Source organism: Schinkia acidoalkalinis (assembly GCF_054301215.1).
The window spans coordinates 3,260,871-3,275,445 of sequence record NZ_CP182573.1 but is presented as its reverse complement, the minus strand read 5'-3'; the positions used below and the strand labels follow the sequence as shown (position 1 = coordinate 3,275,445).

General features: G+C 38.9%; 15 protein-coding genes and 1 other annotated feature. All 15 genes read right to left on the bottom strand.

The features are described 5' to 3' along the window. Positions 1-12: 12 nt before the first annotated feature. Positions 13-942 carry a peptidase U32 family protein gene (locus tag ACNQFZ_RS16470; RefSeq protein WP_458412408.1) on the bottom strand — a complete coding sequence of 310 codons (930 nt, stop codon included), beginning with the start codon at positions 940-942 and terminating at the stop codon, positions 13-15. Positions 943-946: 4 nt separating this feature from the next. Next, the gene (locus ACNQFZ_RS16465; RefSeq protein WP_458412407.1) at positions 947-1,588 is read right to left on the bottom strand and encodes an O-methyltransferase; all 642 of its coding nucleotides are present in this window, start codon (positions 1,586-1,588) and stop codon (positions 947-949) included. Positions 1,589-1,706: 118 nt separating this feature from the next. Beyond that, positions 1,707-2,849 carry an endolytic transglycosylase MltG gene (mltG, locus tag ACNQFZ_RS16460; RefSeq protein WP_458412406.1) on the bottom strand — a complete coding sequence of 381 codons (1,143 nt, stop codon included), beginning with the start codon at positions 2,847-2,849 and terminating at the stop codon, positions 1,707-1,709. 156 nt (positions 2,850-3,005) lie between these two features. Further along, positions 3,006-3,305, bottom strand: coding sequence for a DUF1292 domain-containing protein (locus ACNQFZ_RS16455; RefSeq protein WP_458412405.1), 300 nt, complete (start codon positions 3,303-3,305; stop codon positions 3,006-3,008). A 14-nt stretch (positions 3,306-3,319) separates the two neighbouring features. Next, a complete protein-coding gene (gene ruvX / locus ACNQFZ_RS16450) occupies positions 3,320-3,736 on the bottom strand; it encodes a Holliday junction resolvase RuvX (protein ID WP_458412404.1) in 417 nt (138 codons plus the stop codon). Continuing rightward, positions 3,733-4,008 carry an IreB family regulatory phosphoprotein gene (locus ACNQFZ_RS16445; protein ID WP_458412403.1) on the bottom strand — a complete coding sequence of 92 codons (276 nt, stop codon included), beginning with the start codon at positions 4,006-4,008 and terminating at the stop codon, positions 3,733-3,735. Before ACNQFZ_RS16445 ends, ruvX begins: the two co-directional genes overlap by 4 nt. A gap of 110 nt (positions 4,009-4,118) precedes the next feature. Then, positions 4,119-6,755, bottom strand: coding sequence for an alanine--tRNA ligase (gene alaS / locus ACNQFZ_RS16440; RefSeq protein ID WP_458415416.1), 2,637 nt, complete (start codon positions 6,753-6,755; stop codon positions 4,119-4,121). Positions 6,756-6,799: 44 nt separating this feature from the next. Next, positions 6,800-7,014: a binding site (T-box leader), on the bottom strand. A 57-nt stretch (positions 7,015-7,071) separates the two neighbouring features. Next, positions 7,072-8,154 (bottom strand): AI-2E family transporter, encoded by a 1,083-nt coding sequence (locus tag ACNQFZ_RS16435; protein WP_458412402.1) that lies wholly within the window; start codon positions 8,152-8,154, stop codon positions 7,072-7,074. A gap of 82 nt (positions 8,155-8,236) precedes the next feature. Beyond that, entirely contained in the window at positions 8,237-8,374 is a 138-nt protein-coding gene (locus ACNQFZ_RS16430; protein ID WP_458412401.1) for a YrzQ family protein, read from the bottom strand. A gap of 25 nt (positions 8,375-8,399) precedes the next feature. Further along, positions 8,400-8,591: a hypothetical protein gene (locus ACNQFZ_RS16425; RefSeq protein ID WP_458412400.1), complete on the bottom strand. Its 192-nt coding sequence runs from the start codon at positions 8,589-8,591 to the stop codon at positions 8,400-8,402. 20 nt (positions 8,592-8,611) lie between these two features. Continuing rightward, entirely contained in the window at positions 8,612-9,139 is a 528-nt protein-coding gene (locus ACNQFZ_RS16420) for a PRC-barrel domain-containing protein (RefSeq protein WP_458412399.1), read from the bottom strand. A gap of 81 nt (positions 9,140-9,220) precedes the next feature. Further along, positions 9,221-11,566 (bottom strand): SF1B family DNA helicase RecD2, encoded by a 2,346-nt coding sequence (gene recD2, locus ACNQFZ_RS16415; protein ID WP_458412398.1) that lies wholly within the window; start codon positions 11,564-11,566, stop codon positions 9,221-9,223. 24 nt (positions 11,567-11,590) lie between these two features. Beyond that, entirely contained in the window at positions 11,591-12,256 is a 666-nt protein-coding gene (locus ACNQFZ_RS16410) for a tetratricopeptide repeat protein (protein WP_458412397.1), read from the bottom strand. 25 nt (positions 12,257-12,281) lie between these two features. Continuing rightward, positions 12,282-13,400: a tRNA 2-thiouridine(34) synthase MnmA gene (gene mnmA / locus ACNQFZ_RS16405; RefSeq protein WP_458412396.1), complete on the bottom strand. Its 1,119-nt coding sequence runs from the start codon at positions 13,398-13,400 to the stop codon at positions 12,282-12,284. An 18-nt stretch (positions 13,401-13,418) separates the two neighbouring features. After that, on the bottom strand, positions 13,419-14,567 hold the full coding sequence (locus tag ACNQFZ_RS16400; RefSeq protein ID WP_458412395.1) for a cysteine desulfurase family protein: 1,149 nt from the start codon (positions 14,565-14,567) through the stop codon (positions 13,419-13,421). Positions 14,568-14,575: the final 8 nt, after the last annotated feature.

Sequence of the window (14,575 nt, the reverse complement as noted above, 5' to 3'; positions counted from 1 at the left end):
CTCCTTCCTGTCTTAGTACACCGTTTCTTTATAGAAAAATCCGGTATCCAATGGACGATTAGCCGGCTGAATCGCTTCGATTTCAGCAAGCAACTCGTTTTTTATTTCCTCATATTGTTCACGGTCATCGACACATAAATCAATGGCCTTACGGTATAGTTTCGTTACTTCAACGATATATTCAGAGGTTTTTAGAATACCGTCAATTTTAAAGCTATCAATGCCGGCATCAATCAACTCTTCTAGCTCATCAATAATACAAATATCATTTGGGCTCATAATATGTGTCCCATTTTCATCTTCAAAAACTGGATATTTATTTCCTCTTTCCTTATCATGGAGAAACATCTGATCGGCCATTGCACGATTTTCAACCTTCATTGTTTTTCCTTGGAATTCATAATAATTTCCGATTAGAGTCCGTTTTGATTGAAACATTGCTGTCATACCGTGGACTTGGACTTCAATCTCAACCTCGGCATTTTCTTTGATTTCAACAACAGCGTCCATGTTAAGCTCACGGGCAAGGACAGCGCGTTTCGCCCCTTTACGGCCCCAATAATTACATGTATACCAGTTCGTTGCAAGTGTTTCAGTATTCCAATGCAGTTTCATTTCCGGAGCAACTTCCCTTACAGTCATTAACACAGCAGGATCTCCAAAAACGATGGCATCGGCATTCGCTTCTTTCACAAATGCAACATAATCCTTTAATTCTTCAAGTTTTTCATTATGAAAAATGGCATTAATAGCAACATAAGCTTTAAGATTGTGCTCGTGTGCTACCTTGATAGCATTCGTTAAGTCTTCTCCTTTAAACTCACCTGCAAGGCGGAGTCCATAGCGTTCTTCGCCAATAATCACGGCGTCTGCTCCCGCTTCAGCAAGTAATTCAATATCATTTACACACGTTGGTGTGACCAAAATTTCCGGTTTCATCATGTTCTCACCTCTTACGGCTAATCGCAATTCCATCCCCGACCGTTAAAATCATTGTTTCAAAATCAGGATGGTTCATCAGCCATTTATTATATCCTTTAATTTTTTCAACTAAATTCCGATGGCGTTTCTCCTCAATTTCAGCTTTGGCAACTAAGCCTCTGAATAGGACATTGTCGGAAAAAATAACACCATGTTGGTGTAATAGCGGACTATAAAGTTCAAAAAAGCGAGTATATTGACCTTTGGCAGCATCGATAAAGATACAATCAAACGGAGCATGTTTACTCACTTCGTCTTTCGTCTCAAGCGCATCCCCGAAGAGGACTGAAATTTGTTCCTGTAGATGTAGAGCATCTATATTTTCAATCGCCTTTTCATAACGGATTTTATCACGCTCTATCGTCGTTATATGTGCTGTAGGCAAAGCTTTTGCCATTCTTATTGCCGAATAGCCAATCGCTGTACCAATTTCTAAAATTGCTTTTGGCTGAAGCAGTTTTAAGAATTGCAACAATGCTTCCATCCCAACAAGTTCCATAATCGGTACCCCATTCTCTTTTGCATATTTCTCTATTTCAGAAATAAGAGGATCCCTTTCAGGAACTAAACTTTCGATATAGGCAGTTACCTCATTAGGTACGAACAAGAATAAAGACCTCCTTTAAAACATAAGATATATTTTAACACAAAAAAAAAGGGAATGCGAACTGATAAGCTTTTGCCATCAATTGACATTCCCCTGAAATCAAATGCGCCGCGTGAACTTATTCATCCTTTTTAAATTCATCCCATTCATGCTTGTATTGATTTTTGATGTTATTATGCTCAGTTAAAGTCTTAGAGAAAATCGTTTCACCGTTCGGACGTGAATAAAAATATAAATAGTCCTGATCTGCCGGATTTATAGCAGCCTCCATTGAGATTTCACCGGGGCTGGCGATTGGACCTGGCGGCAAGCCGACAACTTTATAGGTGTTATACGGTGAATTTACCTTTAAATCCTTATAGGTAATTCCTACCTGATGTTTTCCTAAAGAATATAATACAGTAGGATCCGTTTGTAGTGGCATTTGTTTTTTAATCCGATTATAAAAAACTGTAGAAATCTTTTCACGGTCCGCCTTTTCAGTTGCTTCTTCTTCAATTAAAGAAGCCATTGTCATAAATTCATGAACGGTAAGACCTTTTTCATCTATTTGGTCTAGATAAGGTGTTACGATCTCATCTGTTTTAGCAAGCATACTTTCAATAATTTCATCCAGTTTTGGTTTTGTTTCAAAAAATGAAAATGTGGCTGGGAATAGATATCCCTCCAAAGGATGGCGGATGTCCTTTTTCAAAATGTCTTCCGTTAATATCGAAGGATACTTTTTAATGAGACTCTTGATATACTCTCGATTATCTAGTTTTTCAATCACTTCTTTTTCTGGATAATTTGTCTTTTTAGAGATGATGGTTGCAATTTCCTCCAATTGTTTCCCTTCAGGAATGGTGATTGTAAACTCCGCTTCCTGCATAACCTTACCTGTTTTTAAATGGGCAATAATATCTCCATAATCCATTGACGGGCTTAGTTTATATTCACCCGCTTGAAATCCTGCCTCATTTTTAAATTTGATATAGTAGCGGAATACAGTAGCGTTTTTTATAATCCCGTTTTCTTCGAGAACGTTTGCAATCCCTCTTACTGAAGAACCTATTGGTATTGTTACTTTAATTTGCGAGTGGTCTTGTTTGTTAACGGGCTCCAATGCTGAATTTATATAAAAATAACCAGCAATTGCTGTACCGATGAGTACAAATGTAATGAATGATATAATAATGGCGACAATTCTGCGAACTAGGCGTGCCTCGTGCTCTCGTTCAAGCAGTTTCGCATTGTAATCCTTTTTGTTTGATTTACCCAAAAAATGCGCCTCCTTCCTGTCCGTATAATTATACTATATGAATAACAAATTTCGAGCGATTTTTTTCGAAAAAACGCATAATTTGGGTTAAATTGGTAGTTTATGACCAAAAAAAAGACGAACCAGTAAATGGCTCGCCCTATTAGAATATATATTTTATTCGTCTTCTTCATCTTCCTCTTCAGAGAAAGTAGCCAACATTTCCTCAACCATTTCCCATTCTTCATCAGTTTCAATTGGGAATAGGGCGAGGTCGTCTTCATCGTCGCCATTATCTTCAAAACGGAAGGCAAAAACCTCTACATCTTCATCCTCTTCTTCACTTGATCCAACAGGTTCCAACACCATATAAGATTTGCCTGTCTCTTCTACATCAAATGTGAATAAAACTTCAAATAGATGCTCTTCGCCATTTTCATCAGGAATAATAATACGCTCTTTTTCTTCTTTAGCCATTCAATTCCACTCCTTTATTGTTTACTATCTAGGTATCCTTGTAATATCATAACAGCAGCCATTTTATCAATAACTTTTTTGCGCTTTTTGCGGCTCACATCACCACTTAATAAAATCCGCTCAGCTGCCATCGTTGAAAGTCTTTCATCCCAAAGCACAACCTCAATATGAAACTTTTTTTTCAAAAGCTCCGCAAATTCCAGGCAAGCTTCTCCTCGCGGTCCAACTGTGCCATTCATGTTTTTCGGAAAGCCAACCACAATTTTTTCAGGATGATACTGATTGATAAATGTCTCGATGCGTTCAAGTCCAAAATTATTTTGGTCTACATTTATCTTAATCGTTTCAATCCCTTGGGCTGTCCAACCTAATTCATCACTGACTGCCACACCAATTGTCTTTGTTCCTACATCTAGTCCAATTACTCTCATTCCTTCGTGCCTTCTCGATGAGTCTCTAGATAGGATTTCACCAATTCCTCGATTAATTCATCTCTTTCAAGTTTCCGTATAATATTGCGCGCATCTTTATGGCGCGGAATATAGGCCGGGTCGCCAGAAAGCAGATAACCAACAATCTGATTAATCGGATTATAGCCTTTTTCTTGTAATGCTTCATACACCGTATAAAGTACATCCTTTACATTTGTATCAACTGGCTCATCTTGAAAGTTAAAGCGCATCGTATTATCCATTGAGCTCATCTTGACACACCTCCGTTCTAGAAGTTAGAGGTGAGAGTGTAGAGGCTCATTACTCCCACCTTATTCTTGTCCAACAATCATTAACTTAATTTTACACTATATTGGTAAAATTACGAAATAGATTTCATCCATTCTTCTGCATAATTTAATGCATCGACTAATTGACCTGGATTTTTCCCACCAGCTTGGGCCATATCAGGACGGCCGCCACCGCCACCGCCGCAGCGAGAAGCCACCTCTTTTATTAATTTTCCTGCATGGTAGCCTTTCTCAATTAAATCTTTTGTTACGCCGGCAGTTAAATTCACCTTATCTTCACTCACCGCACCAAGAATAATAACAGCGGAGCCTAATTTATTTTTTAAATCATCAACCATTGTACGCAGGCTGTTCATATCTTTTACATTTACTTTCTTAGCTAATAGTTTAACACCATTAATCTCTTTTACTTCATTGACAAGGTTTGAAGATTCAATATTGCTTAGTTTTGCTATCAATGACTCATTTTCACGCCCAAGTTGACGTATTTCTCCGTTAAGTGCTTCAATTCTTGCCGGAACCTCTTTCACATTTGTTTTTAACTTATGTGCAGCATCTTTTAACAGATTAATTTGATCATTCATTAGTGTATAAGCCGATTGGGCTGTTACCGCTTCAATTCGACGTGTACCTGCGCCGATTCCGGATTCAGAAACAATTTTAAATAAGCCAATTTGCGCAGAATTCGTTACATGGCAACCGCCGCAAAGCTCTAAACTATATCCTCCAACCTTAACGACGCGAACAATATCACCGTATTTTTCGCCAAATAGAGCCATTGCTCCCAACTCTTTTGCTTCTTTCAAGCCTTTATGGGAAATTTCTACATCAAGGCTATTCCATATTTTGCTGTTTACAATCGCTTCAACTTCATCTAACTCTTCTGGTTTTACTTGACCGAAGTGTGAGAAGTCAAAACGTAGGCGCTCAGGAGATACCAATGATCCCGCTTGGGCTACATGGTTGCCTAGAACGTCTTTTAATGCCTGATGAAGCAAGTGTGTTGCTGTATGATTTTTGATAATGGCATTACGTTTGTCTTCATCAATTTTTGCTGTAACGGTCATACCTTTTGTTAGGATGCCTTTTTCAACAATAACAGAATGAAGATGCTGTCCGTTTGGTGCTTTTTGAACATCTTTTACACGAAGTGTAAGTTCGTTACTAACTAAGTACCCTTGGTCAGCAATCTGACCGCCTGATTCAGCGTAAAACGGAGTTACGTTCAAAATAATTTGTGCTTCTTCACCAACTTGTACATGCTCTACATATTCATTATTTTGCAAAACAACCTCAATACGAGACACAGCATCACTGTTATCGTAGCCAATAAACTTACTCTCTATCTTAATATCACCAAGAACGCCACCTTGAACTTGCATAGAGCCTTCATCGTGACGGGCGCTGCGTGCTCTTTCACGCTGCTTTTCCATTTCAACGTCGAATCCGCCCTTGTCGATGGTCATGCCTTCTTCTTCTGCATATTCCTCTGTTAATTCATACGGGAATCCATATGTGTCATACAGACGGAAGGCATCTTCACCCGGAATTACTGTACTTCCACCGCTTTTCGCTTTCTGAATTACTTCGTAAAGAATCGCTAAGCCCTCGTGCAGTGTTTCATGGAACCGCTCTTCCTCGTTTTTGATTACTTTTTGAATAAAGGCTGTTTTTTCTTTTACTTCCGGATAATAGTCAACCATAATTTCGCCTACAACCGGAACGAGTTCAAACATGAATGGACGGTTAATGTTAATTTGCTTAGCATAACGGACAGCACGGCGCAGCAAGCGTCGGAGTACATAGCCGCGGCCTTCATTTGAAGGAAGAGCACCATCTCCTACCGCAAAGGTAACTGTACGGATATGGTCAGCAATGACTTTAAAAGCAACATCTTTTTCTTTGCTTTCATTATATTTCTGGCCTGAAATTTCTTCTGTTGACTTAATGATTGGCATAAATAGGTCTGTATCAAAGTTCGTTGGAACTTCTTGCATAACAGATGCAACACGCTCCAAGCCCATACCTGTATCAATATTTTTCTTTGGCAGCGGCGTATAAGTGTGATCTGGATTATGGTTGAATTCAGAGAAAACTAAATTCCAAATCTCAAGATATCTTTCATTTTCACCGCCTGGATAAAGCTCAGGATCACTTGGATCATTGCCAAAAGCTTCGCCACGGTCATAGAAAATTTCTGTATTCGGGCCGCTCGGACCTTCACCAATATCCCAGAAGTTCCCTTCAATCCGGATGATGCGTTCAGCTGGAATACCAATATCATGTAACCAGAAATCGTAAGCTTCATGATCCTCAGGATGGATTGTGACTGATAGCTTTTCTGGCTCAAGTGCCAACCATTTTTCAGAGGTTAAAAATTCCCATGCCCACTCAATCGCTTCTTTTTTAAAATAATCACCAATGGAGAAGTTACCAAGCATTTCAAAAAATGTATGATGTCTTGCTGTTTTTCCAACATTCTCAATATCATTAGTGCGAATTGACTTTTGGGCATTACAAATCCGTGGATTATCTGGAATAACGCGACCATCAAAATATTTCTTTAATGTTGCCACTCCACTGTTAATCCATAATAATGATGGATCTTCATGTGGGACAAGAGAGCGGCTTGGCTCGACTGCATGTCCTTTTTCTTTGAAAAAATCAAGGTACATTTGTCGAATTTGTGCTGCAGTTAATTTTTTCATCATTAAATCCTCCTATTAAAAAAGCTCCCACCCCTACAGTAAACTGCAGGGACGAGAGCTAGAATTCCTCGCGGTACCACCCTGATTATGAAATAAATTTCATCACCTTTAACACCTTAACGCGGTAAACGGCTTAGCTTTCGAAACTAAACACTCGGGAGCAGCATTCGATTACTCTTCATTTAGAGTTTCTTTCAGCCATGGAAACCCTTCTCTTATAAAATGGGCTGTAATCTACTTGTTCCGTCATCGTTCAACGATATTTTTAGACACTCACTTTTTCATTTTAGACAGAAAATGAAACCTTTGTCAAACATTATTCATTTGAAATATGCGGTTGTTTTTCAAGGTTAAGCTTTAAATGGGTTACAACGACCCGTAAAATCGCTAAGATTGGAACAGCTAGTATCAGACCGAGAATTCCAGCAATTTCTTCGCCGACCAATAGAGCCAAAATAATCACTACAGGATGCATATGTAGGCTTTTCCCAACGATGAATGGTGATAAAATATTTCCTTCAATAAATTGCAAACAAAAAATGATGATGGCAACAATAATGACCATTTTCATTGAAATAGTTGAAGCAACGATAACAGTTGGAATTGCACCAATAATCGGCCCAAAATAAGGGATAAAATTCGTGACGCCAATGATGCTCCCCAATAATAACGGGTAACTCATACCGGTCATCCAAAAAGCTGCAGATGCCACAACAGCAATAATTATGCAAACAAAAAGTTGCCCTCTTAAATAGTTGCCGAGCGATTCATCAATATCTTTTAAAAGCTCAATCCCCGGTCTACGCCATTTTCTTGGTGTAATATACCAAACCGCCTTCTTAAAAGAGCCAATATCCTTCAACATATAGAAAACAATAAAAGGTACAAGGGCAAAGAAAACAAGGAAATTAACCAACCCTTTTAAAAACTCTAAAAAGGATGAAATAAGTTGATTCACGGCATTTTCAATTCCACTTAGTCCTTGTTCAATTCTTGTATGAATTTCATTTGGAAAATGTTTTGTTCTAAAATCAATTTCTTCAATCCAGCCTCGATATGTATTGATTAAGTATGGGAGGTTTTCACTTAAATCTTTTAATTGCTTTATGATTTGTGGAAATAGCTTATAAAGCCCAAAGCCAATTCCACCAAAAAAAAGGATATAAATACTCAAAATCGACACCGTTCTGGGGATTCCACGATGATGAAGACCCTCAATAATCGGCAGCAATAAATAAGTAATAAACCCCGCAATAACAAGAGGTAATAACACGATGAATATAATGTGAAAAACCGGTTTCCAAATAGGTGTTAACTTTAGAAAAACAAAGATGCACAAAAAAATGATAAGCAAGGTAGCAGCACGAATCAGCCATTTATAACTCCAGGACGTTCCCACAAAACCACCCCTTACGATTGTATCAATAAAGGAGGCTGAAAAATCAGCCCCCTTATTTTCTGTAACATTTTCGTTCTATAGGTTAAAAAATAGCCTTAGAAATTCGCTTTCGTACTCTTTTCATCGAACGAGCATTTATGAAATTATTGTTTCCTTTCGTCATGCTATAAGCAGCCGCACCGATTCCTAAAGCCAATAAAGACGTCATTGTTTTATTCAATACAATCACCCCTAGAAGAAAATTTTCACATTTCCAACCGTAAGTCCTCCTCTGAAAATAGGTCATCCAATGAACTTAACGTACCATCTTCCTCTACTTGATGGGTATATAAACGATCTTTGTCTACAGATAGCTCGATAAAGCAATTCCAGCAATAATATTGGTTTACACCGATCTTTCCAATGTCCTTGCTGGCACAATTAGGGCACTTCATCATGGGTATGTCCTCCTCTTTCATCAAACAACAGGCATGTTATGCAAGCTTTCATCATCTTCATGATCTATTTTATTTAAATCGACGATTAGGATATTTTCACCAATGGTCAAAGGTTGTTTGGATTGGTATACCTTTCGACCTTCCGACATATCAGCAAAAAATCCGTCCGTAACTTCATACCCTATAATGGTGCCCAATTCTTCCATAAAATATACATCTTCTACCAAGCCGAGCTTTTCCCCCTCAGTCGTAACAATCGGCTTGCCGATAATCCGCTCATCACCATTTTCAAGAAGATGTAATCCGATGAGTTTCCCAGAAATTTGATCGTTCTTTGGTTCATTAGACAACATGACCCCGTCTATTCCAAGAGAGGAAATTTGAGAATAGGGAATAAGTTTATTCTTTTTTAGTAGCCCCTTTGTATCCATCATGAAACCTTTAACTGTTCCTGTTTTATCAAAACAAAGATCCAATACCTTACCGAGCTCTTTACCTGTTCTTTTATCATAAACCGGCAAATCTTTGATTGATGAGAACGTTCGCAACAGGACCCCACCCCTCGAACATTCATGTAACATAAGCTGACACAAAAGTTAAGAGTCAACTCATTACATAGATTGCGGATTTCACATAAAATCATACGGTGATAATGTTTCCATGTTTTCATCAGCAGCTTCACTTATCCCATTTTCACCAAAACGTTCAATAATCTTTTCGGTCAAGGTTGTTTGTCTTAACCCTTCATCTTGACGCAATACACCATTTTTTAGGGCATCCTCTTCACCGCAGAGGATTAAATAATCTTTACTGCGTGTAACAGCGGTGTAAATTAAATTTCTCCTTAACATCCGGTAATACCCTTTTACAATTGGCAAAATAACGATTGGAAACTCACTGCCCTGTGATTTATGAATGGAACAACAGTAAGCATGGGTGATATTATTTAGATCTTGACGGGTGTACATGACCTCTGTTCCCTCATAGTTGATAATAATTTGATCCTGTTTTTCAACAGTTTCCTTGGCATAGATGACACTAATGATTTCGCCTATATCGCCGTTAAAGACATTATCATCTGGTTGATTAACCAACTGCAGCACCTTGTCACCCACTCGAAAGGCAATATCACCAAAGGTCAGTTCTCGTTTTTGTTCCGCTTTTGGATTAAAAAGATTTTGCAACATTTGATTCAAAGCGTCTATTCCGGCACTCCCCCGGTACATCGGGGCTAATACTTGAACGTCTTTGGCCGTATAGCCTTTCTTGAGGGCATTTGCACTGACTTGACGAACGACCTCCAAGACTTGATCTTGTTTACATTTGAAAAAAGCACGGTCTACCTTTGGTTTTGTAATATCCTCAGGTAGAATGCCGCCTTTAATGCTATGGGCAAGGTCAATAATGGACGAGCCTTCAGATTGACGATAAATATCTGTAAGGCGGACGGTATTAATAATTTCTGCCTTTAATAAATCCTTCAATACTTGTCCTGGTCCAACAGAAGGCAATTGATCTTCATCACCAACAATAATGACTTGAATTTGGGATGGTAGTGCCTTTAATAATTGATTTGCAAGCCAAACATCAACCATCGAAAATTCATCAATAATGACCAACTTTCCTTCTATTGGTTGATCCTCATCATGATTAAAGCCTTCAGAGCCATTCCAGCCAAGAAGACGATGAATCGTTACCGCTGGAAGGCCCGTTGATTCTGTCATCCGCTTTGCCGCTCTTCCTGTAGGTGCACATAGAATAATTGGAAACGCATCATCTTTATCGTAGTCTTTAGGGTTTAAGGAACAACCATGCAGTTCGGCGTAAATTTCAACAATCCCTTTAATAACAGTCGTTTTCCCTGTTCCAGGGCCGCCGGTTAAAATCATGAGAGGCGAAGAAATGGCCGTCTGTATGGCTGTCTTTTGTGAGGGAGCATATTGAACCTTTAATCTTTCTTCAAGGCCGCCAAGTGCCTTCAGAAACTCAGATTCTGGAAACTGTTCAGTAAACTCTTGCTGAGCGGTTATTTTCTTCAGGCTCGTGACAATGCCTTTTTCAGAAAAATAAAGCGATGGTAAATAAACTCGATCTTCTTCAATGATGATTTTTTCTTCTTCACCGAGACCAATTATTTCCCGAGAAATGTCGATTTCCGACACTTTATTCTCTTTCGCTTTTTCATTAATTAATTTATAAACCTGTGTTAGATAAGTCTCGAGCACTAAATAAACATGGCCTTCCTGCAGGGATTGTTGGTTAACTATATAAAGGCAACCAGCACGGATCCGGTCAGGGTGATTCCCGCTAATCCCTAACATTTGTCCTAATTCATCAGCTCTTGCAAATCCAATTCCTTCAACATCTTCAATTAATTTATAGGGATTATTCCCAACCACTTCCAATGCATCTTCCTTATAGGTTTGATAAATTTTCATTGAAAGCTGTGGACCAAAGCCGAAATTTGCTAAAGAAATCATAATTTGTTCAAGACCTTGGTGGTGCATCAACGTATCATAAAGCAACTTTGCTTTTTCCTCAGGAAACTTTGGAATTGTTGTCAACACGGACGGGTTTTCTAATATTTTTGAAATGGCCCGCTCCCCTAATGTATCAACAATTTTCCGCGCTGTTTTTTTACCAATGCCGACAAAAAGGTCGCTGGAAAGATATTGAATGATTCCATCCTTTGTTTGTGGTAATTCTTTACGAAATTGTTGAACTTGATATTGCATTCCATGCCTTGGATGTTGGTGCAAATTCCCAAAAAATGTGTATACTTCATCTTCATGTATGTATGGAAAATAACCAGCAACAACAACTTCTTTATCCGAATAATCTTCATTCGTTTCGCTGATTCGAATGCGTGCTACGGAATATAGAGTTTGTTCGTTATGAAATATCATCACAATGAGTTTTCCTTTAACGAATTTCTTCTGTTCTTCTATAAACTCTAGAGATTGTTGTCTTTCCATTGTTATTCCCCTTTGAAGCTTTGTTTAGTGTTTTCGGAAAAGTTCCTCCACATTTTTCTTGCCGTTTGCCGCAAGAAAATGATCTGGTTGAATTTCCAATGCTTTGTCAAACATTTCGAGCGCCTTATTTGGCTCATCTTTAAATGCATAAGAAACCCCCAAATTATAAAAGGCATCAGTATGCTCATCATTTAACTCGATTGTTTTTTCAAAATGAGGAATGGCTTCATCCACCATTTCCAACAATGCTAAACATAAACCATATTGAAAATGAGCCTCTTCATCTAAATTATTTAATTCAACTGCTCTTTGAAAATAGGGTAGTGCCAGCTTTTCTTGCCCTAGCTGGGCTAAGCTCATTGCAAGCATAAAATATACATCTGCTTCATGTAAGCCAAGCTTGATCGCCTGCTCAAAATTGTCTTTCGCTTTGGTGTAATCTTCATGATTGTAATATGTATTTCCGGCACCGTAATAAGCGGTAGCGGAAGTATCATCTATTTCAAGTGCTTTATTAAAAAAATTAATTGCCCGCACATGTTCACCAACAGCTGCGAGTAAATTACCAAAATTAATATAGGCAATAGGATCTTTCGGGTTTTCTTCAATCACTTCACTAAACATCTTCGCAGCTTCTTCATATTTCCCTTGCTGCATATATTGAATACCCAAACTGTTTTTATCTGTCATGTTGCTTCCCCCCCTTGCTTCATTCCTATACATATGTCAGACGTTCATTATTTTTGTATACTTCATCAATCGTTGCGCCGCCTAAACATTCATCACCATTATAGAATACAACCGCTTGTCCAGGTGTGATTGCTCTAACAGGATTTGCAAAGGTGACCATAACTTTTTGATTATCAATGATTTCGACTGTTACCGGCGTATCAGGTTGACGATAACGGAATTTTGCAGTACATTGAAAAGTCTCCTTTGGTTTGCGGTCACTAACCCAGCTCGCGTCAACAGCAATCAAGAAGTCAGAATAAAGAGCATCGTTATGAAAGCCTTGGCCGACATAGAGAATATTCTCTTTTAAGTTTTTACCAATAGCAAACCAAGGTTCTCCTGAACCACCAATACCTAAGCCATGCCTTTGTCCAATCGTATGGTACATAAGTCCATCATGTGTTCCTTTGACATCTCCATCCAGCGTCATCATTTTCCCACGCTGTGCTGGTAGGTAATTGCTTAGAAACTCCTTGAAATTTCGTTCACCGATAAAGCAAATGCCGGTGCTATCCTTTTTCGTTGCAGTTGCCAGTCCTGCCTCTGCAGCGATTTTACGCACTTCAGACTTAGGCAGCTTTCCTAATGGAAACATCACCTTTGATAATTGTGCCTGCCCCAGTTGATTTAAAAAATAGGTTTGATCCTTATTGTCATCTACACCGCGGAGCATTTTATATTCCCCATCACGGTATTCAACCTGTGCGTAATGACCTGTTGCCAAGTAATCGGCCCCTAATGTAAGGGCATGTTCTAAAAATGCTTTAAATTTTATTTCTTTATTACACATAACATCCGGATTTGGCGTACGTCCTGCTTTATATTCATCCAAAAAATAAGTAAACACCTTATCCCAATACTGTTTCTCAAAGTTCACTGCATAATAAGGAATGCCAATTTGATTACAAACTCGGATGACATCATTGAAATCTTCGGTTGCTGTACAAACCCCGTTTTCATCGGTATCGTCCCAGTTTTTCATAAAAATCCCGATAACATCATACCCTTGCTGTTTTAACAATAATGCAGCAACAGATGAGTCAACGCCCCCGGACATGCCGACAACAACTCTTGTTTCTTGTGGTGTTTTTTGATTATTCATAGCCTGTTCCACCCCCTCTTATTTCACAATTCTTTTCACGATTTTCGCTATTTCATATGCCGCTTCTTCAATCTCCTCTATCGTGTTCCCTAAGCCGAAACTAAAGCGGATTGAATTTGCTATTTTATCAGATTTCTTTCCAAACATCGCCACCAAGACGTGGGAAGGGTCGATTGAGCCCGCCGTACACGCTGATCCACTTGAAGCTGCAATTCCTGCTAAGTCAAGATTGACAAGCATCGATTCAACATTTGTACCCGGAAAGGAAACATTAAATACATGGGGAAGCAAGTCTCTAGCACCTTCACCGTTGACTGAAAACTGCAGATCCTCTTTTCTGAAGACTTCCACCATTTTTTGTTTAAATTGCTCATATTTCTTAATTCTTTCATCTATTCCTGCTTGTGCAAGGCGGACGGCCTCTTTGAAACCGACAATCCCTGGGACATTTTCTGTTCCTGCTCTGCGTTTCCGTTCCTGTTCACCTCCGAGTTGACGGGGCAAAAACTTCACGCCATTTCTTGCATATAAAAATCCAATCCCTTTTGGACCGTTGATTTTATGAGCTGATACTGACAATAAATCGATATGCAACTTTTTTACATCAATTTTTTGGATGCCATAGGCCTGAACGGCATCTGTATGAAATAGGATTTTCTGCTCTGCACATAGCTCGCCGATTTCTTGAATCGGCTGTATAGTGCCAACCTCATTATTTCCATACATGACTGATACTAAAATAGTAGAATCCTTAATGGCCGCTTGTAACTCTTCTACGCGAACTTCGCCATTTTCGTTTACTGGCAAATAAGTAATCTCAAAGCCTTCTTTTTCTAGTTGTTTACAAGTATGAAGAATGGCATGATGTTCAATCGCTGTTGTAATAATGTGATTGCCTTTTTCCTTATTGGACATAGCAACACCAAACAAAGCGGTGTTATCCGCTTCCGTACCGCCACTAGTAAAAATAATTTCATTTTCTGTAGCATTAATAGAGCCTGCTATTAATGCCCGCGCTTCATCTACTTCATGGCGTGCCCTGCGTCCAAATGAATGCACACTTGAAGGGTTGCCAAAAATCTCTACCATTACAGGAACCATCGCTTTAGCAACTTCCGGATGAGTAGGAGTTGTTGCAGCATGATCTAAGTATATAGCTTGTTGCATGCTTTCAC